General features: G+C 72.1%; 24 protein-coding genes. 15 read left to right on the top strand and 9 right to left on the bottom strand.

Annotated features, from left to right (window positions below):
* Positions 1-4 precede the first annotated feature (4 nt).
* Together fabI and ACZ4VF_RS07835 are read left to right on the top strand one after the other, a co-directional pair.
* Complete coding sequence (gene fabI / locus ACZ4VF_RS07840) at positions 5-772, top strand: enoyl-ACP reductase FabI (RefSeq protein ID WP_467923817.1); 768 nt, start codon at positions 5-7, stop codon at positions 770-772.
* Positions 773-928: 156 nt separating this feature from the next.
* A complete protein-coding gene (locus ACZ4VF_RS07835; protein WP_467923816.1) occupies positions 929-1,279 on the top strand; it encodes a hypothetical protein in 351 nt (116 codons plus the stop codon).
* Here the strand turns inward: ACZ4VF_RS07835 and ACZ4VF_RS07830 are convergent.
* Positions 1,257-1,949, bottom strand: coding sequence for a FadR/GntR family transcriptional regulator (locus ACZ4VF_RS07830; RefSeq protein WP_467923815.1), 693 nt, complete (start codon positions 1,947-1,949; stop codon positions 1,257-1,259). The two genes, ACZ4VF_RS07835 and ACZ4VF_RS07830, sit on opposite strands and share 23 nt — an antisense overlap.
* Positions 1,950-2,067: 118 nt before the next feature.
* On the opposite strand from ACZ4VF_RS07830, the gene ACZ4VF_RS07825 reads away from it, so the two are divergent.
* The 4 genes from ACZ4VF_RS07825 to ACZ4VF_RS07810 all read left to right on the top strand — a co-directional run bounded on the left by ACZ4VF_RS07825 (position 2,068) and on the right by ACZ4VF_RS07810 (position 4,529).
* A complete protein-coding gene (locus ACZ4VF_RS07825; protein ID WP_467923814.1) occupies positions 2,068-3,381 on the top strand; it encodes a CynX/NimT family MFS transporter in 1,314 nt (437 codons plus the stop codon).
* A gap of 55 nt (positions 3,382-3,436) precedes the next feature.
* Complete coding sequence (locus ACZ4VF_RS07820) at positions 3,437-3,556, top strand: SGM_5486 family transporter-associated protein (protein WP_256464729.1); 120 nt, start codon at positions 3,437-3,439, stop codon at positions 3,554-3,556.
* Between the two features lie 169 nt (positions 3,557-3,725).
* Complete coding sequence (locus ACZ4VF_RS07815; RefSeq protein WP_467923813.1) at positions 3,726-3,932, top strand: hypothetical protein; 207 nt, start codon at positions 3,726-3,728, stop codon at positions 3,930-3,932.
* Between the two features lie 78 nt (positions 3,933-4,010).
* Entirely contained in the window at positions 4,011-4,529 is a 519-nt protein-coding gene (locus ACZ4VF_RS07810) for a SixA phosphatase family protein (RefSeq protein WP_467923812.1), read from the top strand.
* 132 nt (positions 4,530-4,661) lie between these two features.
* Here the strand turns inward: ACZ4VF_RS07810 and serB are convergent, their stop codons facing one another.
* Positions 4,662-5,888, bottom strand: a complete 1,227-nt coding sequence (gene serB / locus ACZ4VF_RS07805) for a phosphoserine phosphatase SerB (RefSeq protein ID WP_467923811.1) — start codon at positions 5,886-5,888, stop codon at positions 4,662-4,664.
* 934 nt (positions 5,889-6,822) lie between these two features.
* Between serB and ACZ4VF_RS07800 the strand changes: the two genes are divergently transcribed.
* The gene (locus tag ACZ4VF_RS07800) at positions 6,823-9,408 is read left to right on the top strand and encodes an ABC transporter ATP-binding protein/permease (RefSeq protein WP_467923810.1); all 2,586 of its coding nucleotides are present in this window, start codon (positions 6,823-6,825) and stop codon (positions 9,406-9,408) included.
* Between the two features lie 89 nt (positions 9,409-9,497).
* Here the strand turns inward: ACZ4VF_RS07800 and ACZ4VF_RS07795 are convergent, their stop codons facing one another.
* The 3 genes from ACZ4VF_RS07795 to ACZ4VF_RS07785 form a co-directional block, all read right to left on the bottom strand.
* A complete protein-coding gene (locus tag ACZ4VF_RS07795) occupies positions 9,498-10,259 on the bottom strand; it encodes a transglycosylase SLT domain-containing protein (protein WP_467923809.1) in 762 nt (253 codons plus the stop codon).
* 300 nt (positions 10,260-10,559) lie between these two features.
* Positions 10,560-11,681: an S-adenosylmethionine:tRNA ribosyltransferase-isomerase gene (locus ACZ4VF_RS07790; protein WP_467923808.1), complete on the bottom strand. Its 1,122-nt coding sequence runs from the start codon at positions 11,679-11,681 to the stop codon at positions 10,560-10,562.
* Complete coding sequence (locus tag ACZ4VF_RS07785; protein ID WP_467923807.1) at positions 11,678-12,388, bottom strand: SDR family NAD(P)-dependent oxidoreductase; 711 nt, start codon at positions 12,386-12,388, stop codon at positions 11,678-11,680. The genes ACZ4VF_RS07790 and ACZ4VF_RS07785 overlap by 4 nt, the downstream gene beginning before the upstream one ends.
* A 1,349-nt stretch (positions 12,389-13,737) precedes the next feature.
* Here ACZ4VF_RS07785 and ACZ4VF_RS07780 point away from each other — a divergent pair.
* The 3 genes from ACZ4VF_RS07780 (at position 13,738) to ACZ4VF_RS07770 (ending at position 15,942) form a co-directional block, all read left to right on the top strand.
* A complete protein-coding gene (locus tag ACZ4VF_RS07780; RefSeq protein WP_467923806.1) occupies positions 13,738-14,883 on the top strand; it encodes a GAF domain-containing sensor histidine kinase in 1,146 nt (381 codons plus the stop codon).
* Positions 14,876-15,517 (top strand): response regulator, encoded by a 642-nt coding sequence (locus tag ACZ4VF_RS07775; RefSeq protein ID WP_467923805.1) that lies wholly within the window; start codon positions 14,876-14,878, stop codon positions 15,515-15,517. Before ACZ4VF_RS07780 ends, ACZ4VF_RS07775 begins: the two co-directional genes overlap by 8 nt.
* A gap of 179 nt (positions 15,518-15,696) precedes the next feature.
* A complete protein-coding gene (locus ACZ4VF_RS07770; protein ID WP_467923804.1) occupies positions 15,697-15,942 on the top strand; it encodes a chaplin in 246 nt (81 codons plus the stop codon).
* A gap of 73 nt (positions 15,943-16,015) precedes the next feature.
* On the opposite strand, the gene ACZ4VF_RS07765 is transcribed toward ACZ4VF_RS07770, so the two are convergent.
* Positions 16,016-16,804, bottom strand: a complete 789-nt coding sequence (locus ACZ4VF_RS07765) for a hypothetical protein (RefSeq protein WP_467923803.1) — start codon at positions 16,802-16,804, stop codon at positions 16,016-16,018.
* 149 nt (positions 16,805-16,953) lie between these two features.
* Between ACZ4VF_RS07765 and ACZ4VF_RS07760 the strand changes: the two genes are divergently transcribed.
* From ACZ4VF_RS07760 to ACZ4VF_RS07745, 4 genes are all read left to right on the top strand, one after another.
* Positions 16,954-17,745: an ABC transporter ATP-binding protein gene (locus ACZ4VF_RS07760; protein WP_467923802.1), complete on the top strand. Its 792-nt coding sequence runs from the start codon at positions 16,954-16,956 to the stop codon at positions 17,743-17,745.
* Positions 17,746-17,805: 60 nt separating this feature from the next.
* Positions 17,806-18,237: an NfeD family protein gene (locus ACZ4VF_RS07755; RefSeq protein ID WP_467923801.1), complete on the top strand. Its 432-nt coding sequence runs from the start codon at positions 17,806-17,808 to the stop codon at positions 18,235-18,237.
* Positions 18,238-18,360: 123 nt separating this feature from the next.
* Entirely contained in the window at positions 18,361-19,317 is a 957-nt protein-coding gene (locus ACZ4VF_RS07750) for an SPFH domain-containing protein (protein ID WP_467923800.1), read from the top strand.
* 598 nt (positions 19,318-19,915) lie between these two features.
* On the top strand, positions 19,916-21,064 hold the full coding sequence (locus ACZ4VF_RS07745; protein ID WP_467923799.1) for a serine hydrolase domain-containing protein: 1,149 nt from the start codon (positions 19,916-19,918) through the stop codon (positions 21,062-21,064).
* Positions 21,065-21,281: 217 nt separating this feature from the next.
* On the opposite strand, the gene ACZ4VF_RS07740 is transcribed toward ACZ4VF_RS07745, so the two are convergent.
* The 3 genes from ACZ4VF_RS07740 to ACZ4VF_RS07730 all read right to left on the bottom strand — a co-directional run bounded on the left by ACZ4VF_RS07740 (position 21,282) and on the right by ACZ4VF_RS07730 (position 23,323).
* Entirely contained in the window at positions 21,282-21,788 is a 507-nt protein-coding gene (locus tag ACZ4VF_RS07740) for an HNH endonuclease (protein WP_467923798.1), read from the bottom strand.
* 168 nt (positions 21,789-21,956) lie between these two features.
* The gene (locus ACZ4VF_RS07735; RefSeq protein WP_467923797.1) at positions 21,957-22,496 is read right to left on the bottom strand and encodes a YbhB/YbcL family Raf kinase inhibitor-like protein; all 540 of its coding nucleotides are present in this window, start codon (positions 22,494-22,496) and stop codon (positions 21,957-21,959) included.
* 44 nt (positions 22,497-22,540) lie between these two features.
* Positions 22,541-23,323, bottom strand: coding sequence for a sporulation protein (locus ACZ4VF_RS07730; RefSeq protein WP_467923796.1), 783 nt, complete (start codon positions 23,321-23,323; stop codon positions 22,541-22,543).
* Between the two features lie 100 nt (positions 23,324-23,423).
* On the opposite strand from ACZ4VF_RS07730, the gene ACZ4VF_RS07725 reads away from it, so the two are divergent.
* The gene (locus ACZ4VF_RS07725) at positions 23,424-24,074 is read left to right on the top strand and encodes a DNA-3-methyladenine glycosylase (RefSeq protein WP_467923795.1); all 651 of its coding nucleotides are present in this window, start codon (positions 23,424-23,426) and stop codon (positions 24,072-24,074) included.
* Positions 24,075-24,459 lie beyond the last annotated feature (385 nt).

The raw sequence follows: 24,459 nt of genomic DNA, 5'->3' as shown, positions 1-24,459 counted from the left end.
CACCATGAGCGGAATTCTCGACGGCAAGCGCATCCTGATCACCGGTGTGCTGACGGAGGCCTCCATCGCCTTCCACGCCGCGAAGCTGGCCCAGGAGCAGGGCGCCGAGGTCATCCTCACCGCGTTCCCGCGGCCCACCCTGACCGAGCGCATCGCCAAGAAGCTGCCGAAGCCCGTCAAGGTCATCGAGCTCGACGTCACCAACGACGAGCACCTCGCTCGCCTGGCCGACGTGGTCGGCGAGGAGCTGGGCGGCCTCGACGGCGTCGTCCACTCCATCGGCTTCGCCCCGCAGGACGCGCTCGGCGGCAACTTCCTCAACACGCCGTTCGAGTCGGTGGCCACCGCCATGCACGTCTCGGCGTTCTCCCTGAAGTCCCTGACCATGGCCTGCCTGCCGCTGATGCAGAACGGCGGCTCGGTCGTCGGCCTCACCTTCGACGCCCAGTACGCCTGGCCGCAGTACGACTGGATGGGCCCGGCCAAGGCCGCCCTGGAGGCGACCAGCCGCTACATGGCGCGCGACCTCGGCAAGCAGAACATCCGCTGCAACCTCATCTCGGCGGGCCCGCTCGGCTCCATGGCCGCCAAGTCCATCCCGGGCTTCAGCGAGCTGGCCTCCGTGTGGGACACCCGTGCCCCGCTGGAGTGGGACCTGAAGGACCCGGAGCCGGCCGGCCGCGGTGTCGTCGCCCTGCTGAGCGACTGGTTCCCGAAGACCACGGGCGAGATCATCCACGTCGACGGCGGCCTGCACGCCATCGGCGCCTGACCTCCGCAGCACACCGACGCCCCGTCTCCCGCCGCCGGCGGGAAGCGGGGCGTCACCCGTTCGGCCCACCGGCCGGGCCGCCGCCGCGCCGGCGGCGCACCCTGGAAGACGCCTTCCCCGCACGTCCCTCCGCAGCCCGGCCGAGGAGGTCCCCTTGTGCGCCTGTCCCGCAGCCTGGCCCCGGTGACCGTGGCCCTGGTCCTCGTGCTGTCCCTGCCGTACGACGCCCTGCCCCACGCGCGCGTGAACGACGCCGCGCCGCCCGCGCCGAACCGGTTCGGCGCCTCCTGCCGCACGGCGGTCCGGGGCTCCCACGTGGAGGCCTACTGCCACAACCCCTACGTCGACACCGACCGGGTGCGACTGCACATCGAGTGCGCCCGCTGGTGGGACATCGACACCGACAGCGCCCCGGTGGCCGCCGGGCCCGCCATGACCGTACGGCTGGCCGGCCGGTGCTGGAAGGAGGTCCGCTCGGTCTGGATCAGTCACCAGAAGGCGCGGTGAACCGGCCCGGGTCGCACAGGAACGGATAGCTCGCGGCCTCGGTCGCCGCCGCCTCCGCGTCCCCGGCGCGGATCGCGTCCAGCAGACGCGCGTGGTCCATGTGGGTCTCCGGGGTCAGCTCCGCCCCGACGTCCGCGCGCAGCCAGTCCCGCAGCACCTCGCCCAGGTCGGCGTACATCGCGGTCATCACGTCGTTGTGGGAGGCGGCCACCACGGCCAGGTGGAAGGTGGCGTCGGCCGCCACGAAGGCCTCCGCGTCACCGGTCTCCCAGGCCTCCTCGCGCCGGACCATCAGCGTGTCCAGCTGCTTGAGGTCCTTCTCGGTGCGCCGTTCGGCGGCCAGCTTCGCCGCGGCCGACTCCAGCGTGGCCCGCAGCTCGGCGATGTGCCGCGGGTCGGCGCCGGCGAAGCGGCGGTGCATCACGCCGGCCAGCTCGCTCGTGGCCACCACGTACGTGCCCGATCCCTGGCGGATGTCCAGCAGACCGTTGTGAGCGAGGGCGCGGACGGCCTCGCGGACGGTGTTGCGGGCGACACCGAGCTGCTCGACCAGTTCCGGCTCCGTCGGGATGCGCGAACCGACCGGCCACTCGCCGGAGGTGATCTGCTGCCGCAACGCGGCGATGACCTGCTCGGACAGCGCCGACCGGCGCGGGTGGCTCAAAGGCATGGCACACCTTCGCACGACAGGCACGCGCGCGTGGACCGCGGGGGCCGGGAGGGCTGGGGGGACCTGGAGGACCGGCGGAATCGACAACCAATCATCCCATGATTCTATGATGGGTCTCATGGCTAGTGAGGAAACGCGCACAGTGGAGACCCGTACGGCGATGTCACCGACCGAACGCGGCACGGCCGACGCCGGCCGGAAGGCGGCGCCCGGCGCGACGCACCGCACGCGCGCGTGGGCGGTCCGGCTGGTCGTCGTCGGCATCGTGCTCTCCGCACTCAACCTCCGCCCCGCCATCACGAGCCTCGGCGCCCTCCTGGAGGAGGTCCGCGACGGGCTCGGCATGAGCGGCGGCGTCGCCGGCCTCCTCACCTCCGTGCCCCCGCTGTGCTTCGCCCTCTTCGGCGTCACCGCGCCTCGCCTGGCCCGCCGCTTCGGACCGGCCGCCGTGGTGTGCGCCGGCATGGCCGCCATCACCACCGGCCTGCTCATACGGCCGTACGTCGGCACCACGGCCGGATTCCTGGCCGCCAGCGCCCTCGCCCTGATGGGCATCGCCGTCAGCAACGTCCTGATGCCGGTCATCGTCAAGAGCTGGTTCCCCGACCGGGTCGGGTCCATGACCGGTCTGTACTCGATGGCCCTCGCCCTGGGCACCTCCCTCGCCGCCGCCGTGACCGTCCCGCTGACCGACGCCATGGGCGGCGGCTGGCAGCCCGGCCTCGCCGTGTGGGCGGCCCTCGCCGCCGCCGCGGTGCTGCCCTGGCTGCCCCTCGTCCGCGTCCGCGGCACCGGGGCCGCCCGGCCGGAGGGACCGGTGCGCCGGCCCGCGGACCAGCACGCTCCGCTGCGGATCACCCGCAGCCGCACCGCCTGGGCCCTCGCCGTCTTCTTCGGCCTCCAGGCCACCGCCGCCTACATCACCATGGGCTGGATGCCGCAGATCTTCCGGGACGCCGGCGTCCCGGCCGGCACCGCCGGCGTGCTGCTCGCCGTCACCATGGTGATGGGCGTCCCGCTGGCCTTCGTCATCCCGCGGGTCGCCACCCGCCTGTCCCACCAGGGCCCGATCGTGCTGGTCCTGGGCGCCTGCGGACTCGCCGGGTACGCCGGGCTGTACCTCGCCCCGGCCGGCGGCTCCTGGGCCTGGGCGCTGCTGCTCGGCGTGTCCAACTGCGCCTTCCCGCTCGCGCTGACCATGGTCGGCATGCGCGCCCGCAGCGGTCCCGGGGTGGCCCAGCTGTCCGCGTTCGCGCAGAGCACCGGCTACCTGATCTCCATCCCCGGCCCGCTGCTGGTCGGCGTGCTCTACCAGCAGAGCGGCGGCTGGGGGGTGCCGATCGCCCTCATGGCGGGCCTCATGGTGCCGCAGATGGTGGTGGGCTTCCTGGCGGGCCGCGACCGCACGGTCGAGGACGAGGCGACGCGCTGACCCGCCGGGGTGCCCCGGCACCGCCGGACGCGAGGCGGGGTGCGAGACTGGGCGCATGCAGCCTGTGCTCGACCCGAACCCCAAGAACGGCCAGAAGAAGATGCTGCTCGTCTTCGGTTCGTTCCTCGCCATCTTCGTGATCATCGCCATCGTGGCGACCATCGCCTCCCCCTGACGGCAGCCCCCCGCCCCAAGGTGGGGCTGGCCCCCCGTCCCCTAGGGGGTAAGGGTCAGGGTCACCTGGGTGGAAGTCCGGATGGGCCGGCGGCCCCGGATTCCGTAGCTTCGAGAGGTGACCGCGGCAAGGCGGTCAGGGACCCGCTCGAAGACCCACGGAGGCGACCATGCCGGCCCGCACCCACCCCCGCCCCCACCCGGCGACCACGGGCGGCGTCGACACCAGGCTGCCCTGGTGGGCGCTCGCCCTGCCCGCCCTCGCGTTCCTCGTGCTGCTCATGCTGGTACTGAACCCGTCGGACGCCCACGCGGCGGGCGGCGACCCGGCGATCGCGCGCCTCCTGCAACGCGCCCAGCAGCTCCTCGCACGCTGACGGCACGCCCCCTCGCGCGGTGAATCCGCATGTCAACTCCCTGCGCCGGGTGGCCTGTTTCATGCGAAGCTGGGTCCCATGAGCGTCGCAGAACCCCGCAGGATCGTCCTCTTCCGGCACGCGAAAGCCGACTGGCCCCAGGTCCCCGACCACGAGCGCCCGCTCGCCGAGCGGGGCCGCACGGACGCCGCAGTCGCCGGACGCAAGCTGGCCGACACCGGCCTCACCTTCGACCTGGCCCTGTGCTCCACGGCGACCCGCACCCGCGAGACCTGGAAGCTCGCCGTCCACGAGCTGACGCACCGGCCGAAGACCATCTACGAGGAGCGGGTGTACGAGGCCTCGCCCGGCGAGCTGATCGCCGTGCTCAACGAGATCCCGGACGAGGCACGCAACGTCATCCTGATCGGCCACAACCCCGGCGTCCACGGCCTGGCCGAGATCCTGGCCGGCGCTGCCGAGGACGACGCCCGCGCGCGGATGAACCGCCGCGGCTTCCCCGCCGCCGCCTTCGCGCTGCTCTCCTTCGAGGGCCCCTGGAAGAGCCTGGAGCCCGCCGTGGCCACGCTCAGGGACTACTGGGCACCCTCCGACTGACCCGCCGGCCGGGGCAGGACGCCGACGAGGCAGGCGCCAGGACCGAGAGGCAGCACGCAGGACGCCGCAGGGCCCGGCACCGCACGGGGTGCCGGGCCCTTCGGGGCGGGTGGCGGGGCCGCGGGGGTCCGCTCAGTCCTCGTCGTCGTGCATGTCGGCCGCCTCGACCTCTTCCCGGGTGATACCGAGCAGATAGAGGACCGTGTCGAGGAAGGGGAAGTTCACCGCCGTGTGCGCCGCCTCGCGCACCACCGGCTTGGCGTTGAAGGCCACGCCCAGACCCGCCGCGTTCAGCATGTCCAGGTCGTTGGCGCCGTCACCGATCGCCACCGTCTGCGCCAGCGGCACCCCGGCCTCCGCGGCGAACCGCCGCAGCAGCCGGGCCTTGCCCGCCCGGTCCACGATCTCGCCGGTGACCCGGCCGGTCAGCTTCCCGTCGACGATCTCCAGCGTGTTGGCCTGCGCGAAGTCCAAGCCCAACCGTTCCTTCAGATCATCGGTGACCTGGGTGAAGCCGCCGGAGACGACCCCCACCTGGTAGCCGAGGCGCTTCAGGGTACGGATCAGCGTGCGCGCGCCCGGCGTCAGCCGCACCTCCTGGCGCACCTTCTCCACCACCGACGCGTCCAGCCCCTTCAGCAGGGCCACGCGCGCGTGCAGCGACTGCTCGAAGTCCAGCTCCCCGCGCATCGCCGACGCCGTCACCTCGGCGACCTGGTCCTCGCAGCCGGCGTGCGCGGCGAACAGCTCGATGACCTCGTCCTGGATCAGGGTCGAGTCCACGTCCATGACGACCAGCCGCTGGGCACGCCGGTGCAGACCCGCCGAGACCACCGCGATGTCGACACCCAGTGCCGCCGCGTCGGAGGCCAGGGCCGTGCGCAACGGCTCGGTCTCCACACCGGACACCGCGAACTCCACCGCCGTCACCGGGTACTTGGCGAGCCGGAAGATTCGGTCGATGTTGCCGCCGGCCTTCGCGATCCGGGCGGCGATCGCGGCCGTCGACTCGGCGGTGAGTGGATGACCGAGGACGGTCACCAGGGAGCGGCCGAGGCCGCGCGGCCGGTTGTCGCCGTGCCCCGAGATGATCTCCGCCTGCATCTTCATCGACTCGGCCCAGCTGTGCACGGTGGCCCGCAGGTCGCCCTCCAGACCGGCCGGGGGCTGGGTCACCAGCACGCACAGCACCAGGCGGCCCCGGGTGACGACCTGCTCGATGTCGACCACGTCGACGAGGTAGGCGGCGAGGGTGTCGAACAGACCGGCCGTGATGCCCGGCCGGTCCTTGCCGAAGATCTTGACGAGGAGGGTGGGGACCTCGGAGGTCTCTGAGGCGGAGGTCTGCGAAGCGCTCATGGTGTCACCACCGTATCCGGCACCCAGTGCCTTCCGCCCCTGAGGTCCGCCTGACGGACACGGAACAATCGGTGTCGGGCCGGTGACAGCGGCGTTGCCACCGGAGAACGGCACCGCGCCGGGGGCGGGGGCACAGTGGCGGGTGCGGTGCGGTGCGGTCCGAGTGCGGGGGCGGTACGGGTGGGAAGCGGCTCGACGGCGGAGCGGACGGGGTGCGGCTGGGACGCGGGGCCGGGTGCGGTGTCGTCCCGCCTCCACCACGAGGGTCCCACGAGCCGCTCCGGACGGCAGGTCCACGGGGCCGGGGTCGGGCGGCTGGTCCACGGGGCCGGGGTCGGGCGGCTGGTCCACGGGGCCGGGGTCGGGCGGCTGGTCGGAGGGGCCGGGGTCGGGCGGCTGGTCGGAGGGGCGAGGGCCGGGCGGCCGGGCCTGACGCCGTGCGCGCGTCCCGGCCGGCCCGCGGCCTTGTCGCCGACGGCCACCCCGGCTCCCGGCCCGGGTCGCCGACGGTCACCCCGGCTCCCGGCCCGGGCCGGGAGCGTCGGTGCCGAGTGCCTCCGGGACCGGCGGGGGAGAGGTGCCGGGCGACCTGGCGATGGCCGCGCCCTGCGCACCTCCCCGACCGCGGGCCCGACCCGCACCGCCGTACCCGCGGCCACCGGTCCGGTCTCCGCCCTTCCCGCGCTCCCCGGTGCATCACGCCCCCGCACACGAGGAGTTCAGTCGGCGACCGTCCAACTCACCTTGGGCCGAGGGGCCGTGGAGACAGTCCCGGAGTGAACCGGCAGGGCGATGCGGAGCGCGCGCCCGCCCCCTTCGGCAAGGCCCGGGTTTCGGTCAGGGGGCCGGGCCTGAAATAGTTCCCCACGATGTTCGACATCCCTAGACTCCCTGCGACGGGGGAAAATCGGGGGACAACTCAGTGGGGCATGGAGTGCCGGAACTCGTACTCGAAACAAACGGACGTACCTGGACACTTGATCCGTCCAGGTCATACACCCTCGGACGCGATCCGCAGGGGGACATCGTCTTCGACGACGCCAGGGTGTCCTGGCGGCACGCCACGGTCAGCTACAACGGCCGCGGTTGGGTCATCGAAGACCATGGCAGCACCAACGGCACGTTCGTGCAGGGCCAGCGCATCCAGCACATGGAGATCGGCCACGGCTCGGCGCTGCACCTCGGCAACGCGACCGACGGCCCGCGGCTGAACCTGTCCGCGGCCACGGCCCCGGTCGGCGGCCCGGCGCAGCAGCCGCAGGCGGCGGCCCCGTACGCGCCGCAGGGCGCCGGCGCGCCCGGCGCGCCCGGCGCGCCCGGCTGGGCCCAGCAGGCCGCCCCGCAGCAGGCCGTGCCCCACCAGGCACCGCCGCAGCACCAGGCCCAGGCGGGCTGGCAGCAGCCGTCCGCGTTCCCGCAGCAGCAGGGCGGCGGCCCGGCCGAGCAGTACGTACAGAAGACGCCCGGCGGGGGTGCGGGGGCGCCGCCGGTCCACGGCGACCGCAGCCCGACCACGTTCCACGAGTTCGCGCTCGGCCGCGTGATGCGCATCGGCCGTGCCCTGGAGAACGACCTGGTCGTCTCCGACCTCCAGGTCTCCCGGAACCACGCCGAGTTCCACGCCACGCCCGACGGCCGCTTCGAGATCCGCGACCTCGGCTCGCACAACGGCACCTACGTCAACGGCCAGCCGATCGCGAAGGGCGGCTCGGCGCTGCTGGGCCCGAGCGACATCGTCGGCGTCGGCCACTCCACGTTCCGCATCGTCGGCGACCGCCTCGAGGAGTTCGTCGACACAGGTGAGGTCTCCTTCTCGGCCCGCCACCTGACCGTCACGGTCGACGGCGGCAAGCAGATCCTGAAGGACGTCTCCTTCGGCGTACCCGAGAAGTCGCTCGTCGCCGTGATCGGACCCTCCGGTTCCGGCAAGTCGACCCTGCTCAAGGCGCTCACCGGTTACCGGCCCGCCAACCAGGGCGAGGTCCTCTACGACAACCGGAACCTGTACAAGCAGTTCGCCGAGCTGCGTCAGCGCATCGGTCTGGTCCCGCAGGACGACATCCTGCACAAGGAGCTGACCGTCAAGAAGGCCCTGAAGTACGCGGCCAAGCTGCGCTTCCCGGCCGACACCACAGCGCAGGAGCGCGACGCCCGCATCGACGAGGTCCTGCGCGAGCTGAAGCTCGACATCCACAAGGACAAGAAGGTCACCTCGCTCTCCGGCGGCCAGCGCAAGCGCGTGTCGGTGGCGCTGGAGCTGCTCACCAAGCCGTCGCTGATCTTCCTGGACGAGCCGACCTCCGGTCTCGACCCGGGCATGGACCGCGACGTCATGCAGCTGCTGCGCGGCCTCGCCGACGACGGCCGCACCGTCCTCGTCGTCACCCACTCGGTGGCCGAGCTGGCCCTGTGCGACAAGCTGCTGGTGATGGCGCCGGGCGGCGCGGTCGCCTACTTCGGCCCGCCGGAGGAGGCGCTGAACTTCTTCGGCTACGACAGCTGGGCCGACGTCTTCTCCGCCTTCGAGAACTACCGCGACTACGACTGGGCGGGCCGCTGGAAGGGCTCGCAGCACTACCAGATGTACGCCGCGGACGTCGACTCGGTCGCCCCGCAGGCGGTCCAGATGCCGCCGATGCAGGCGATCAGGCCGCCCAAGCCGCAGGGCTGGTTCTCGCAGTTCGTCACCCTGGTGCGGCGCTACGTGTCGGTCATCGCCTCCGACCGCGGCTTCCTGGCGCTGATGGTGCTCCTGCCGGCCGTCATCGGCTCGGTCAGCCTGCTGATCCACCCCGACCGGGGCCTGCTGCCGGGCGGCCCCAACCCGCAGACCGGCCAGATCGTGCCGAACGGCACGGCCACCACCGTGCTGCTGATCCTGGCGGTCGGCGCCTGCTTCGCCGGCGCCGCCAACTCCGTCCGCGAGCTGATCAAGGAACGGGTGATCTACGAGCGGGAGCGGGCCACCGGGCTGTCCCGGTCGGCGTACCTGATGTCGAAGGTGTTCGTGCTCGGCGTGATCACCGGGTTCCAGGGCCTGCTGGTCGGTGTCATCGGCTTCGGCCGGCGCGAGCTCCCGGACGAGGGCCTCGTCCTCGGCCACGCCACCCTGCTGGAGCTGTCCCTGCCGATCATGGGGCTCGGCTTCGCCGCGATGATGTTCGGCCTGATCATCTCCTCGCTGGTGAAGACGGCCGAGAAGACCATGCCGCTGCTGGTCATGTTCGCCATCATCCAGGTCGTCTTCACGGGCTGCCTGTTCGCCCTGCACGGCACGGTCGGCGTCGACCAGTTCTCGTACCTGATGCCGTCCCGCTGGGCGGTTGCCGCGGCCGGCACCACGCTGGACTTCAACCGGATCAGCCCGCCGGAGACCGCCGGGGACAACGACCCGCTGTGGAACCACACGGTGGGCGCCTGGGCCGGAGACATGATCGCCCTGATCGCGCTCGGCGTGGTCTGCGGCTTCTTCGTGGCCCGCTTCCTGCGCCGCCACGAGCCGGAGGTCATGCGCAAGTAGGTCCGCGCGCGTACGACGCCGAAGGGCGGCGCCCCGTGACCGGGGTGCCGCCCTTCGGCGTTGCGTCGCAGAGGTCCCGCGCCAGGGCCTCAGTACGCGCTGTTGACGTTGTCGATCGAGCCGTACCGGTGCGCCGCGTAGTTGGCGGCGGCGGTGATGTTCGCGACCGGGTCGTAGATGTTCCACGAGGTGCCGGCGACGTGGTACGCCTGGAAGGTGGGCGGGATGACCTGCAGCAGGCCCTTGGACGGGATGCCGTTGACGGCGTTGATGTCCCAGTTGTTGATGGCCATCGGGTTGCCGGAGGACTCCCGCATGATGTTGCGGTGCAGACCGCTGTAGCTGCCCGGGATGTTCTTGGACTTCATGATGTCCAGGGCCTGGCGGATCCAGCCGTCGAGGTTGTTCGCGTACGTCGTCGCGGCGACCGGCTGCATCTGCGGGCGCTCCACGGAGCGGGTGGCGGCGGCCTTGGCGGCGCGCACCTGCGCGGCCTTCTTCACGGCGGCCTCGGCGGCGGCCTTCTTGGCGGCGGCCTCCACGGCCTTCGCGACGGCGGCCTTCTTGGCGACGGCCGCGTCGGCGGCCTTCTTCTGCGCCGCGAAGGCGTCGAGCTTGAGGTTGTCGGCGGCGAGCTGGTCCGTGACCGTGCCCTTGACGTTCTGCAGGACGGGGGCGGAGGCGACCTGGGCGGTCGCGGCCGGGGCGCCGGTGGTGACGGTCTCGGCGTTGCTGGGAGCGGCCGAGAGGGCCAGAGCGGCGGTGCCCAGCGCGGCGACACCGGCAACGGCGATCTTGTGCTGCTTCGTCAGAGCGCGACTATAAGCTCGGTTGAGGATGTTCTTGGGCATGGCTGATGGACCTCTTCGTGTAGCGCGGAGGTCGCTCCTGCGTCCGCCGGGGGAATCGACTCCTCCCGCACGAACGCCGCGGGGTGAACCCTGCGGCGCTGAGCGACGGAAGCAATTCTTAGCTGGCGCAAAACGCCCAGGCAAAGGTGTGACGTACGATCCGGGATAGTGGATCAGGGAAGGGCAAAACGGGACAGACGGGGCCGTCTATCCCGTTCATGTGGGGGCGGTTTATCTCCTATGCCCTTTCGTACGTGATGTAGGCCCTATGTGCGGGCTCACACCGGGCGCCATGCCGTTTCACCATCCGTTGCCACCGCAACGCTCTGCGTGAGGGCTCTCCTCCGGAAGGACGAGGTGCACGTCGCCGAACTCGTGCCACAGGTAGCGCCCGCGCAGCGCCTCCTCGTAGGCCCGGCCGACCGCCGCCCGCCCGGCGACCGCCTCCAGCATCAGCAGGTGGGAGGCCTCCGGTTCGTGCAGCCCGGTCAACAGCCCGTCCACCACCCGCACCCCGCGTGCGGGCGCCACCACAAGATCCGTCCACCCCTGGACCGCCCGCACCACCCCGTCCGGCCCCGCGGCCGACTCCACGGCCCGCACGGCCGTCGTCCCCACCGCGACCACCCGGCCGCCACCGGCCCGCACGGCGTTGACCACCCGCGCCGACGCCTCCGGCACCGCGAACCGCTCCGGATGCGGCGGCTCGTGCGCCTCGGCCGACGACACCCCCGTGTGCAGGGTCACCGGCGCGAACTGCACGCCCCGGCTCACCAGCTCCGCCACCAGCCGCGCGGTGAACGGCCGGGCGGCACTCGGCATCTCCGCACTGCCCGCCCCGTCCGGCGAGGCCAGCGCGAACACCGTCTGGTACGCGGACAGCGGCTGGTCCCGCTCCGTATAGGAGTAGCGGATGGGCCGCCCGTGCTCCCGCAGCACCTCCGCCACGTCCGCCCCGGCGGCCCGCGCCCACCACAGCCGCTCCCCGCCCGCGCTCAGCGGCTCCTCCAGCAGCAGCCGGCCACCGCCCGGCAAGGACACCCTTGTCCCCGCGGGCGAACCCGCACGCGCGCGCGTGGTACCGCGCCCGTCCGGCTCCCGCAGCTCCACCGCCCACCGCCCGTCGTCCCCGCGCGTGGAGACGTGCACCACCACGCGCGCGTGCCCGACCCGCCCGTTCACCGCGGCGGCCAGCGTCGGAGAGGTGTTCACCACCAGCAGGTCCCCGGCCCGCAGCAGCCGCGGCAGCTCGCGGAACACGTGATGCGCCACCGCCGTACCGCGCGACACCAGCAGTCGTACGGCGTCCCGCCCCAGCCCGGGCCCCCGCTGCTCGGCCGGCACGCGCGCGGACAGCTCCTCCGGCACCTTCCTCCACGCTCGGACCGGCTCGCTCGGGGGCACCCCCGTCGCCCGTGTCACCGTGCCTCCAGCAGCGCCGCCGCCGTGTACCGGCCGCTCGCCGGGCGCCGGTCCAGCAGCCGCAGGAAGGCCGGGGCGATCTCCTCCGGCGCCGGCGTCCCCGACAGATCCTCCTCCGGCTCCGCCGCGGCCAGCATGTCCGTCCGCATCCCGCCCGGATCCACCCACCAGACCCGCAGTCCCGGCTCCTCCACCGCGAGCACGGCGGACAGCTGGTCCAGCGCCGCCTTCGTCGCGCCGTACGCGCCCCAGGTCCGGTAGGCCTCCACGGCCGCGTCCGAGCTGACGTTGACCACGGCGCCGCGGGGCGCCTTCCGCAGCAGGGGCAGCGCCTCCTGGAGGAGCCCCAGCGGAGCCACGAGGTTCGTCTCCAGCGCCGCCCGGAAGCCGTCCAGCGACTGGCCGCCCAGCGGCACCAGCGGCTCGGCACCCAGGACCCCCGCGTTGTTCACCACCACATCGAGACCGCCGAGCCCGTGCGCGGCCGCCACCAGCACCGCCCGGTGCCCGCTGTCGGTGACGTCCCCCGGCAGCGCCACCACGCGCGCGCCGTGCCGCGCACCGAGCCCTGTGACGGCCCGCGCGGTCTCCTTCAGTCCGTCGGCGCCCCGCGCGTCGAGGACCAGGTCCCAGCCCCGCGCGGCCAGCGCCTCGGCGAGCGCCCGCCCCAGGCCCTTCGAGGCCCCCGTGATGATCGCTACCGGCATGACTACCGTCCCCTCGTCACCCACCGCCCCCGACGGGCGGTGGCCACACCGTAGGAACGGCACCGCCCGGACCGCCTCGGACCCGGGCCGCAAAGCGCCAGGGCCCTTCGGCGTAGGCCCCGCGCCCCGGCCCGGACGCCCGGGCCTCCGCCGCCGGGCCGACGACCTACGCCCCCGGCCCGGCGCCCGTGCCCCACGCCCTAGGCCTCACGCCGACGGCCTGCCCCCTTCCGTGCGGGTCGCTCGCGCACACCCGGGTCCGCGTCCTGCGCCCGATGCCCCCGCGCCCGTGGCCTGGGCCCTTCCGTGCGGGTCGCTCGCGCACGCCGGGTGCCGACGGCCTACGCCCGATGTCCCCGCGCCCTTTCGTGCGGGTCACGCGCGCGGGGGTGCCGACGGTCAGCGTCCTGCGCCCCGCGCCTACGGCCTGCGCCCGCGCTCGGCGCGGCTGGCCTGCGCCTTTGCCTGGCGCCGGTGGGCTGTGCCCCTCCGTCCTCGGCCCGTCCGCTTTTGGCCTGTGCCCTACGCCTGACGCCAGCGGCCTGCGTCCTTTCGTGCGGGTCAGGCGCGTGGGGTGCCGACGGTCAGCGTCCTGCGCCCCGCGCCTACGGCCTGCGCCCGCGCTCGGCGCGGGTGGCCTGCACCTGGGCTTGGCGCCTGTGGTCTGTGCGCTTCCCTCCTTGGCCCGTCCGCTTTTGGCCTGCGGCCTGCGTCTGGTGCCCGGCGTCGGCCTGTGCCCTACGCCTGACGCCAACGGCCTGCGTCCTTTCGTGCGGGTCAGGCGAGCACGCTCGGTGCCCGCGGTCCGCGTCCTGCGCCCCGCGCCGGTGGCCTGCGCTCGCGCTCGGCGCCGGTGGCCTGATGGCCTGCGCCACCCCGTTATCGGCCCGTCCGCTTATGCTCCGCGGCCTGCGCCTGATGCCCGGTGCCGGCCTGTGCCCTACGCCTGACGCCAACGGCCTGCGCCCTTCCATACGGGTCACGCGCCCACGCTCGGTGCCCGCGGTCAGCGGCCTGCGCCCCGTGCCGGTGGCCTGCGTCCGCGCCCAGCGCCGGTGACCTGCACCTTTGCCCAGCGCCGGTGGCCTGCGCCACCCCGTCCTCGGCCCGTCCGCCTTTGGCCCGCGGTCCGCGTCCTGCACTCCTGACCGGTGGCCCGCACCACCCGCCCCGGGCCCACGCCCCACACCGAAGGCCCACGTCATACCGAAGGCCCACGCCCCACGCCCCACGCCGAAGGCCCACCCCCCATACCGAGGACCTAGGCCACCCGTCCTAAGCCGAGAGGACCGGCGTCCGCCGTCACGGGGCGGATCCGTGGTGTCGGACCCCGCCGGTACCGTGAGGACATGAGTCAAGGCCCCCGGTCCGGCCTCGCCGCGGTGAGTTCCGCGCTGCTGGCCATGAGCAGGCACCTGGAGGTGCGCGACGTCCTCAAGACGATCGTCGCCTCCGCCCGCGAGCTGCTCGACGCGCAGTACGCCGCCCTCGGCGTCCCCGACGACCACGGCGGCTTCGCCCAGTTCGTCGTGGACGGCGTCAGCGACGCCCAGTGGCGCGCCATCGGTCCGCTCCCGCGCCAGCACGGCATCCTCGCCGCGATGCTGCACGAGGCGAAGGCCGAGCGCCTCGCCGACGTGCGCAAGGACCCCCGCTTCGAGGGGTGGCCGGCCGCCCACCCCGACCTGGTCGACTTCCTGGGCCTGCCGATCAAGGACGGCGAGGAGGTCATCGGGGCCCTGTTCCTCGCGAACAAGCGCTGCGCCAAACCCGAGGGCAGCTGCGGCTTCACGCGAGACGACGAGGAACTGCTCGCCATCCTCGCCCAGCACGCCGCCATCGCCCTCACCAACGCCCGCCTCTACGAGCGCAGCCGTGAACTGACCATCGCCGAGGAGCGCTCCCGCCTCGCCCACGAACTGCACGACGCGGTCAGCCAGAAGCTGTTCTCCCTGCGCCTGACGGCCCAGGCGGCAGCCGCGCTCGTGGACCGCGACCCCGCCCGCGCCAAGGGCGAACTGCACCAGGTGGCCTGCCTCGCCGCCGAGGCCGTCGACGAACTGCGCGCAGCCGTCGTGGAGTTGCGGCCCGCAGAGTTGGACGAGGACGGCCTGATCGCCACCCTGCGCACCCAGACGAAGGTCCTCGACCGCGCCCACAGCGCGCGCGTGACTTTCACCAGCAACGGCTTCCGTGCCCTGCCCGCCGCTCAGGAGGAGGCCCTGCTCCGGGTCGCCCAGGAGGCCCTGCACAACGCCCTGCGCCACTCCGGAGCCGACCGGGTCGACGTCAGCGTGGAGCGGCGCGGCGGCGGAGCCGTCCTGCGCGTCACCGACGACGGCAGCGGCTTCGACCCCACGGCCGTCCGCCGCGCCGGACGCCACCTCGGCCTGGTCTCGATGCGGGACCGGGCGAGCGGGGCCGGCGGCACGCTGACCGTGCGGTCGGCGCCCGGCAAGGGCACCACGATCGAGATGGAGGTCCCCGGTGGGTGAACCGATCAAGGTGCTGCTGGTCGACGACCACCAGGTCGTCCGCCGGGGCCTGCGCACCTTCCTGGAGGTGCAGGACGACATCGAGGTGGTCGGCGAGGCCGCCGACGGCACGGAGGGAGTCGCCCGCGCCGAGGAACTGCGGCCCGACGTCGTCCTCATGGACGTCAAGATGCCGGGCATGGACGGCATCGACGCCCTGCGCAGACTGCGCGAACTCGACAACCCCGCGCGCGTGCTGATCGTTACCAGCTTCACCGAGCAGCGCACGGTGGTCCCGGCCCTGCGCGCGGGCGCCGCCGGGTACGTCTACAAGGACGTGGACCCCGACGCCCTCGCCGCCGCCATCCGCTCCGTGCACGCGGGGCACGTCCTGCTCCAGCCGGAGGTCGCCGACGCCCTGCTCTCCCAGGAGGAGGCCAACACCGGCCAGGGCAGAGGCGGTTCGCTCACCGAGCGGGAACGCGAGGTGCTCGGCCTGATCGCGGACGGCCGCTCCAACCGGGAGATAGCCCGCGCCCTCGTCCTGTCCGAGAAGACCGTCAAGACGCACGTCTCCAACATCCTGATGAAGCTCGACCTCGCCGACCGCACCCAGGCCGCGCTGTGGGCCGTACGCCACGGGGTGACCGGCTGAAGCGCCCTCACCAGGGCCTCGCCGAGCCTCACCCGAGGCAACACGGAGGGTCACGGCCCGGACTGAGATTCATACCGTCGTGGGAATGTCACCCGGATGGCGCACCCTCCGGTGATCCCCGCCGTTCTCCAGTGCGTGCCGCGGTGATCGCCGCGGTGACAGCCTAGGAGGGGCAGACAGTGAAGAACCTGAAGAAGGCAACGGCCGTGACGATGGTGGCCGGCGGCCTGGTGGCCGCCGGTGCCGGCCTCGCCTCCGCCCACGGCGGTGCCCACGCGGCCGGCGAGGCCGCCGGCTCCCCGGGCGTCGGCTCGGGCAACGTCGCCCAGGTCCCGGTCCACGTCCCGGTGAACGCGGTCGGCAACAGCGTGAACGTCATCGGTGTGCTGAACCCGGCCTTCGGCAACCTCGGCCTCAACCACTGAGGACCGCCCGACGGCGCCCCGTGGCCTCCCGGACCCGCCGGGAGGCCTCTCGGGTCCCTCCCCCCGGACGCGGTTACCGCACCCCCCGCTCCCGTTCCTCCACGTACGCGTTGTACGCCGCCACCTGCGCCCGCCGGGCCGTCCGCTCGACCGGCCTCAGCGCCTCCGCCCGCGCCCTCATCTCGGCCGAGCTGACCGCACCCCCGTGCCCGCCGCCGTACGCCAGCGACACCAGCAGCCCCACCCGCCGGGCCAACTCCAGCACCCGGACCGCACGTGGCGGATATCCCGGCGCCAGCACCTCGCGCCCACGCTCGACCCGCGCCCGGTACGCGTCGATCGCCGCCTCCGCCACCGGACCGGACCCGGCGACATCGAGCTTCGACAGCACCTCGGTCGCTTCCCTGAGCGCCTCCGCCAGCTCCCGCTCGGCCTCGCCCAGCGACGGGACGTCGGCGGGCGGCGCCTGGCGCACCGGCAGCACGTGCCAGACCACCTCGACGTGCACATCGCCCTGCGGTCCGGCCTCGTACACCTCCGGCACCAGCCCGAACGCGGCGCCGTGACAGACCACCGCCTCCTCGGCCTCCAGCGCCCGCGCATTGAACTCCGGAGGACCGCTCAGCCCCAGCGGATGCCCCGGCGCCGGCAGCGCCACCCGCAGCCCGGTCACCCCCAGCGCGCGCAGCCGCCCCAGCGCGAGCGTCAGCCCGACCGGCGCGGACTCGTCGGGCAGCCCCTCCACCCGGTGCACCGCGTCCTCGCCCACGATGGCGAGTACGGCGTCATCCGGAGAGACAAGTCCGGCCAAAAGGGCATTTCCCCAAGCGGCAAGGCGTCCTGAACGCGGTTCCGAGAGCATGCCCCCACCCTAAGGACCGGACCGATGGAATGGAGCGGGGCACTCGTGGCGTAGATTTCATAAGGGCTGCGCCCACCGGCGCGGCGGACCCGAGCCACAGGCGTACGCGAGCCGAGACCGGCCACACTGCAAGGGGAGACAACGCGCTCATGAGCGATGTTCTGGAGCTTCAGGACGTATCCGTGGTCCGCGAGGGCCGGGCTCTGGTGGACCAGGTCTCCTGGTCGGTGAAGGAGGGCGAGCGCTGGGTCATCCTCGGCCCCAACGGCGCCGGCAAGACCACCCTCCTGAACGTCGCCTCCAGCTACCTCTTCCCCAGCAAGGGCACCGCCACCATCCTCGGTGACACCCTCGGCAAGGTCGACGTCTTCGACCTGCGCCCCCGGATCGGCATGGCCGGCATCGCCATGGCCGACAAGCTCCCCAGGCGCCAGACCGTCCTGGAGACGGTGCTCACGGCCGCCTACGGCATGACCGCGACCTGGCACGAGGACTACGACGAGGTCGACGAGCGGCGCGCCCGCGCCTTCCTCGACCGCCTCGGCATGAGCGACTACCTGGACCGGAAGTTCGGCACGCTCTCCGAGGGCGAGCGCAAGCGCACCCTGATCGCCCGCGCCCTGATGACCGACCCCGAGCTGCTCCTGCTGGACGAGCCCGCCGCCGGTCTCGACCTCGGCGGCCGCGAGGACCTGGTCCGCCGCCTCGGCCGCCTCGCCCGCGACCCCATCGCCCCCTCCATGATCATGGTCACGCACCACGTGGAGGAGATCGCCCCCGGCTTCACCCACGTCCTCATGATCCGCCAGGGCAAGGTCCTCGCCGCCGGCCCGATCGAGCTCGAACTCACCTCCCGCAACCTCTCCCTCTGCTTCGGCCTCCCGCTCGTCGTGGAGCAGGTCGGCGACCGCTGGACCGCCCAGGGCCTGCCCCTGTCCTGACCCCGCCGCTCCCCCCTTCGCGCCCTGTCCGCCGCCCGGCCACGGCCCTACCATGACCATGTGAACGACATCGACGCATGGGTGTGGTGGCTCGTCGGCGCGGCGGCGCTCGGAATCCCGCTCGTGGTCACCGCGATGCCGGAGTTCGGCATGCTCGCGGTGGGAGCCGTCGCGGCGGCGGTCGTCTCCGCGCTCGGCTTCGACGCCGTCCTGCAGGTCCTCACGTTCGTCGTCGTCTCCGTCGCCCTCATCGCCGTCGTCCGGCCCATCGCGGCCCGGCACAGCCGACAGCGCCCCCAACTCGCCACCGGAGTGGAGGCGTTGAAGGGCAGGCAGGCAGTCGTGCTGGAGCGGGTCGACGCGTCCGGCGGCCGCATCAAACTCGCCGGGGAGGTCTGGTCGGCCCGCGCCCTCGACACCGGCCGCGCCTACGAAGCGGGCCAGGAGGTGGACGTCGTGGACATCGAAGGAGCCACCGCGATCGTCATCTGAGGACAACTCACCGAGAACGACTCACGCGTTGCACGACGGTCTGTCAGACTCGACCAGCAAGATCCTCAACAGTCATGAGATCGGCCGAAGGCGCCGAGGCGGAGAAGGGTACGGGGAACGACGATGGAACCGGTCATCATCGTCTTGATCATCCTGGTGGTGTTGGTCTTCATCGCCCTGATCAAGACCATCCAAGTCATCCCACAGGCCAGCGCCGCCATCGTGGAGCGCTTCGGCCGCTACACGCGGACGCTGAACGCGGGCCTCAACATCGTGGTCCCGTTCATCGACACCATCCGCAACCGCATCGACCTGCGCGAACAGGTCGTCCCGTTCCCGCCGCAGCCGGTGATCACCCAGGACAACCTGGTCGTGAACATCGACACGGTCATCTACTACCAGGTCACCGACGCCCGGGCCGCCACCTACGAGGTCGCCAGCTACATCCAGGCGATCGAGCAGCTCACCGTCACCACGCTGCGCAACATCATCGGCGGCATGGACCTCGAACGGACCCTGACCTCGCGCGAGGAGATCAACGCGGCCCTGCGCGGTGTCCTCGACGAGGCCACCGGCAAGTGGGGCATCCGCGTCAACCGCGTCGAACTCAAGGCCATCGAGCCGCCCACCTCCATCCAGGACTCGATGGAGAAGCAGATGCGCGCCGACCGGGACAAGCGTGCCGCGATTCTTACCGCGGAGGGAACCCGCCAGGCCGCCATCCTCACCGCGGAGGGCGAGAAGCAGTCCCAGATCCTGCGCGCCGAAGGTGAGGCCAAGGCGGCAGCCCTGCGGGCCGAGGGCGAGGCCCAGGCCGTCCGCACGGTCTTCGAGGCCATCCACGCCGGCGACCCCGACCAGAAGCTCCTGTCCTACCAGTACCTCCAGATGCTCCCCAAGATCGCCGAGGGAGACGCCAACAAGCTCTGGATCGTCCCCAGCGAAATCGGCGACGCCCTCAAGGGCCTCTCCGGAGCGATGGGCAACTTCGGCCCCCTGGGCGGAGGTTCGGGCAACGGCTCCTCGGGCGGCGGCGGAGCGTCCGGCGCCGAGCGCCGGGAGAAGCCGGGGATCGACTGAGGGAGCCATCCGGACACCGGGCTCCCACCGCGCCCCGTCAGGGGCGCGGGGAACCGAGCGACGGGGGAGGACGCCACGGCCGTCGGCGGACGAGGCCCGGCAGACGCCTGGGCCGCACCCGCCACCGGAGCCCGTCCATCAGCTTCCTCCGACCCGGTGACGGCCGGCCCGACACCGCGACCGACAACAACGGCCTCAGCAGCGCCCGTTGCTCGTCCGGAAGTCTCCCTCGCCCCACACCGGGATCATCACGGCACGGGACGAGGAACGCGGCCGACTGCCGAAACACGAGCTGGAGCCGCTACGCCGCTAAAGGACACGGCCGACCAGGCGCTGTTCCGACCAGTTCCGCTCACCGAGCCGGCCACTGCGACCGCGCCGCTCGGCGCTGCCCGAGCCTTCGTGCTGCCCCTGGACGACACCACCTACCGCTGGGTCCGAAGCGCCGGGGAACGCCAAGAGCTCGTGACGCGATCATGATCTGGTCTTCTTGCGACGTTCCGCGACGAAGCTTCGGCCACCAGACCTGTCGACGCCGATGATTCCCGGCCCGTGCGGAAGTCTGTTCCTCGACAGCAGTCTTCCGGAAGGCGGCCGCATGACGACCCTGCACGACGTGCTCGAAGCCCACCTCGGTGCCGGTGGGCTGCCGGGAGCGGTCGGCCTCGTGGCCCGGGGCGATCAGGTCGAGGTGGTGGCCGTCGGAGCGCAGGACGTCGGCGGCGGCGCCCCGATGGCGAGGGACTCCATCTTCCGGGTCGCCTCGATCACCAAGTCCGTCACCGCCGCCGCACTGCTGATCCTCGTGGAGGAGGGCACGACGGCACTGGACGACCCGGTCGGGAGGTGGCTGCCGGAGCTGGGGAAACCGGTGGTCGTACGCACGCCGGCGAGCCCGGTGGACGACGTGGTGCCGGCCGACCGGCCCGTCACCGTATTCGACGTGCTGGCTTCCCAAGCCGGGTACGGATTCCCCTCCGACTTCACCCTGCCGGCGGTGCGGGAGCTGTTCACGGTGCAAAAGGACGGCCGGGTGCCGAGCAACTTCCCGCCGGCCGACGAGTGGATGGCGGCGCTCGGCCGCATCCCGCTGCTGTACCAACCGGGCGCTGCCTGGCTGTACGACACCTGCTCCGTCCTACAGGGGGTACTGATTTCGCGGATCACCGGACAGCCGCTGCCGGAGTTCCTGACGGAGCGGATCTTCGGGCCGCTGGGCATGGTGGACACCGGTTTCGAGGTGCCCGCCGCCAAGCGCGGCCGGTTCACCAGCTTCTACAGGCCAGGAGACGGCGGCGGCCTGGAGCTCGCCGACGGCCCGGACGGCGAGTGGAGCAGCCTCCCCGCGCTACCGCTCGGCAATGGCGGGCTGGCCTCCACCGCCGACGACTGGCTGGCCTTCTGCCGGATGTTGCTGGCCGGCGGGGTGACGGCCGACGGCCGCCGGGTGCTGTCGGCCGACTCCGTACGCATGATGACCACCGACCATACGAATCCGGCACAGCGCGACATCGGCCGGCTGTTCCTGGAGGGCCAGGGCTGGGGCTTCGGCGGCTCGGTCGACATCGACCGGACCAACCCGTGGAATGTGCCCGGCCGTTACGGCTGGGTAGGCGGCACGGGCACAGCGGCTCACATCATCCCGGCCACGGGTACGGTCACCATCCTGCTGACTCAAGTGGCAGCGATGGGCCCGGCGCCGGCACCGGTGATCAGGGAGTTCTGGCGGTACGCGGCGGACGCCTGACACACGCACCTCACCTTCGCGGGAGACGCCCGAAGAGGGCTGAAGCGTGATCGCGTTACGGGGCCTGCGGCAAGGGGTGATCACGTCGTAATCAATCACCGAACGCTGACGCGTCCGGTCGCCGTGCCTTGCCGCGACCCACGGCGTCCCGCAAGAGGGAGAGTGAGGCCCTCTCACCAGGTGCGATCAACTGATCAACCCGTCAAAGAGACACACCCTAGGCCGCTTCCCGTGCGAGCCACTCGGGAAGCGCCTCGAACTCCTCGGCCCCCAGCGCGAGCAACATCGCGTCGGCCGGCGTCGGCTCGAACGGCTCCCGCAGCAGCGCCATCCCCGCCTCCTGTGGAGTCCGGTTGGCCTTCCGGTGGTTGTCCTCCGCACACGCGGCGACGGTATTCAGCCACGTGTCCTGCCCACCCTGCGACCGCGGCACCACGTGGTCCACGGTGGTCGCCCGGCGCCCGCAGTACGCGCACCGGTGCCGGTCCCGTACCAGCACCCCCCGCCGCGACCACGGGGCTCGTCTTCGGAACGGCACCCGCACATACCGGCACAGCCTGATCACCCGAGGCGCCGGTATGTCGACGTCGGCGCCCCGCATCCGCAGCTCGGGATGGGCCTGCTCGACCACGGCCTTGTCCTGGAGCACCAGCACCACCGCACGGTTCAACGTCACCGTCGACAGCGGCTCGAAGCTCGCGTTCAGAACCAGCGTGTCACGCACCCAGCCCACCTCCCGTGTGCACCTGCCCACCCCCCGGCGGGCTCGGATCAACTCTGGACGGGCGCGCCGAGATGGACAACGCAATAAAAAATGCCCGCCTCCGATCACTTCCAAGACCGGAGGCGGGCAAACGTTCAATGAACCCTTGGCTGGATCCGTGCGCCGGGGTCAGCCCTGCGCGGGGTTCTCGTACTCGCCGATGAGCTGGGCACGCGCGAGCGTGTGGAACCGCAGATTGAAGCCGACGACGGCCGGAGAAGCATCCGCGTCCGGACCCAGCTTCTCCTGGTCCACCGCGTACACGGTGAACACGTACCGGTGCGGACCGTCCCCGGGCGGCGGAGCGGCACCGCCGAAGTCCTTCGTCCCGTAGTCGTTGCGCGCGTGGACGGCGCCCTCGGGCAGCCCCTCGAACTTCCCGCCGCCCGCCCCCGCCGGCAGCTCCGTCACCGAGGCCGGGATGTCGAACAGCACCCAGTGCCAGAACCCGCTGCCGGTCGGCGCGTCGGGGTCGTAGCACGTCACGGCGAAGCTCTTGGTCTCCGGCGGGAAACCCTCCCAGCGCAGCTGCGGCGAGGTGTTGCCCTCCGCCTGGACCTGGGCGCCCTTCAGCGTCGCGCCCTCCTCGACGTCCTCGCTCGTCACCGTGAACGACGGCACGGGCGGGTGGAAATCGTGGGGGAGCGGCCGCCGCTTGAGCTCGGTCACCTCGGTACCTCCTGATCGATGATCTGGAACCAGTGACTCCGAGCCTAGAACCAGCTGCGCTTGCTGCCGACCTCGGACAGCCACTGGTTGAGGTAAGCAGCCCAGTCGGTCCCCTGCCAGTCGTTCAGACCCACCTGGAAGGACCGGTAGGTGTCACTGCCCTCGCTGAACAGACCCGGCTTCTTGTCCATCTCCAGGACGACGTCCATCGCGTGCTCGTCGGCGACGAAGCTCAGCTCGACCTGGTTCAGACCCCGGTACTGCGACGGCGGGAAGAACTCGATCTCCTGGTAGAACGGCAGCTTCTGCCGCGTACCCCGGATGTGGCCGCGCTCCATGTCCGCGCTCTTGAACCGGAAGCCCAGCTGGATGAACGCGTCCAGGATCGCCTTCTGCGCCGGCAGGGGGTGCACGTTGATCGGGTCGAGGTCGCCGGAGTCCACGGCCCGTGCGATCGCCAGCTCGGTGGTCACACCGATGTTCATCCCCCGCAGCGCCTGGCCGTCGATCATGGTGACCGGCGTCTCCCAGGGGATCTCCAGCCCGAACGGCACCGCGTGCACGGCCCCCGCCTGCAGCTCGAAGGCCCCGCCGAGCTGCACCTTCGTGAACTCGATGTCCTGCTTGTACTCCTGGTCGCCGCTCTCCACCTCGACCTTGGCCTGCAGGCCGACGGACAGCCCCTCGATGGCCTGGTTCACGGACCCGCCCTGGATCCGCACCTCACCCTGGACGACACCACCCGGTACGACGTTGACCTCGGTGAGCACCGTCTCGACCGACGCCCCGCCGGCCCCCAGGCTCGCGAGCAGCTTCTTGAACGCCATGACTCTCCCTTTGCGAATGGACCCTCGACCCGTACAAACGCGATCCGCCCGCACCCGGTTCCGCCGGGGCGGTGCCCCGTCTGGACTACCCTCGGAGAGCATGATCGCGCCCCCGGACCGTACGCCACTGCCCCGAAGCTTCTTCGACCGCCCGGTACTGGAGGTCGCGCCCGACCTCCTCGGCCGCATCCTGGTCCGGACGACACCCGACGGCCCGATCGCCCTCCGTCTCACCGAGGTCGAGGCCTACGACGGCCAGAACGACCCCGGCTCCCACGCCTACCGCGGCCGCACCGCACGCAACGCGGTGATGTTCGGCCGGCCCGGACACGTGTACGTCTACTTCACCTACGGCATGTGGCACTGCATGAACCTCGTCTGCGGACCCGAGGGCCGGGCCAGTGCGGTGCTGCTCCGCGCCGGCGAGGTCGTCGAGGGCGCCGAGCTGGCCCGCAAGCGACGCGTCTCGGCCAGGAACGACAAGGAACTGGCCAAGGGCCCCGCCCGGCTGGCCACCGCCCTGGAGGTCGACCGGGCCCTGGACGGCACGGACGCGTGCACCTCCGGCGAGACCCCTCTGAGGATGCTGGCCGGGGCCCCGGTCCCCTCCGACCAGGTACGCAGCGGCCCCCGCACCGGTGTCGCCGGCGAGGGCGGGAACGGCGACCTCCACCCGTGGCGGTTCTGGGTCGCCGACGACCCGACCGTCAGCCCCTACCGCGCCCATGTCCCCAGGCGCCGCCGAGGTTGACTCGGCTCGGCAGGATGCGTAATGTGGCCCGAGCCGCTGAACCGGGTACGGCGATCGCCTGCAGCCGGAGCGGCCAACCCACTACCTAGCCACACCCCCTCAGCGGGGTCGCTTCTGGCGCGCCCGCGCGCTCGAATGCGAACTCGCGAGACTCGATTATGAGTCGCCGAGGAAAGCGGCTAACGTAGTGAACGTCGAAAGGCCGGAGGCGAAAGCCAAAAGCCGCAGACAAATCCCGCCGACCGGGAATCGGATGCAGAAAGCATCTGATAGAGTCGGAAACGCAAGACCGAAGGGAAGCGCCCGGAGGAAAGCCCGAGAGGGTGAGTACAAAGGAAGCGACCGTTCCTTGAGAACTCAACAGCGTGCCAAAAGTCAACGCCAG

The organism is Streptomyces sp. NPDC029151, assembly GCF_055564315.1.
The sequence above is the reverse complement of the archived record's forward strand: the minus strand, read 5'-3'. Positions and strand labels throughout refer to the sequence as shown.

What these genes read in the sequence shown, in the direction of transcription:
- ACZ4VF_RS07785 (WP_467923807.1), bottom strand. Translation starts at nt 12,388, where the DNA reads ATGCCGGTAGCGATCATCACGGGGGCCTCGAAGGGCCTGGGGCGGGCG.
- ACZ4VF_RS07830 (WP_467923815.1), bottom strand. Translation starts at nt 1,949, where the DNA reads ATGCCTTTGAGCCACCCGCGCCGGTCGGCGCTGTCCGAGCAGGTCATC.
- ACZ4VF_RS07815 (WP_467923813.1), top strand. Translation starts at nt 3,726, where the DNA reads ATGCCGGCCCGCACCCACCCCCGCCCCCACCCGGCGACCACGGGCGGC.
- ACZ4VF_RS07750 (WP_467923800.1), top strand. Translation starts at nt 18,361, where the DNA reads ATGGAACCGGTCATCATCGTCTTGATCATCCTGGTGGTGTTGGTCTTC.
- ACZ4VF_RS07820 (WP_256464729.1), top strand. Translation starts at nt 3,437, where the DNA reads ATGCAGCCTGTGCTCGACCCGAACCCCAAGAACGGCCAGAAGAAGATG.
- ACZ4VF_RS07765 (WP_467923803.1), bottom strand. Translation starts at nt 16,804, where the DNA reads ATGCTCTCGGAACCGCGTTCAGGACGCCTTGCCGCTTGGGGAAATGCC.
- ACZ4VF_RS07745 (WP_467923799.1), top strand. Translation starts at nt 19,916, where the DNA reads ATGACGACCCTGCACGACGTGCTCGAAGCCCACCTCGGTGCCGGTGGG.
- fabI (WP_467923817.1), top strand. Translation starts at nt 5, where the DNA reads ATGAGCGGAATTCTCGACGGCAAGCGCATCCTGATCACCGGTGTGCTG.
- ACZ4VF_RS07795 (WP_467923809.1), bottom strand. Translation starts at nt 10,259, where the DNA reads ATGCCCAAGAACATCCTCAACCGAGCTTATAGTCGCGCTCTGACGAAG.
- ACZ4VF_RS07810 (WP_467923812.1), top strand. Translation starts at nt 4,011, where the DNA reads ATGAGCGTCGCAGAACCCCGCAGGATCGTCCTCTTCCGGCACGCGAAA.
- serB (WP_467923811.1), bottom strand. Translation starts at nt 5,888, where the DNA reads ATGAGCGCTTCGCAGACCTCCGCCTCAGAGACCTCCGAGGTCCCCACC.
- ACZ4VF_RS07730 (WP_467923796.1), bottom strand. Translation starts at nt 23,323, where the DNA reads ATGGCGTTCAAGAAGCTGCTCGCGAGCCTGGGGGCCGGCGGGGCGTCG.
- ACZ4VF_RS07725 (WP_467923795.1), top strand. Translation starts at nt 23,424, where the DNA reads ATGATCGCGCCCCCGGACCGTACGCCACTGCCCCGAAGCTTCTTCGAC.
- ACZ4VF_RS07780 (WP_467923806.1), top strand. Translation starts at nt 13,738, where the DNA reads ATGAGTCAAGGCCCCCGGTCCGGCCTCGCCGCGGTGAGTTCCGCGCTG.
- ACZ4VF_RS07825 (WP_467923814.1), top strand. Translation starts at nt 2,068, where the DNA reads ATGGCTAGTGAGGAAACGCGCACAGTGGAGACCCGTACGGCGATGTCA.
- ACZ4VF_RS07760 (WP_467923802.1), top strand. Translation starts at nt 16,954, where the DNA reads ATGAGCGATGTTCTGGAGCTTCAGGACGTATCCGTGGTCCGCGAGGGC.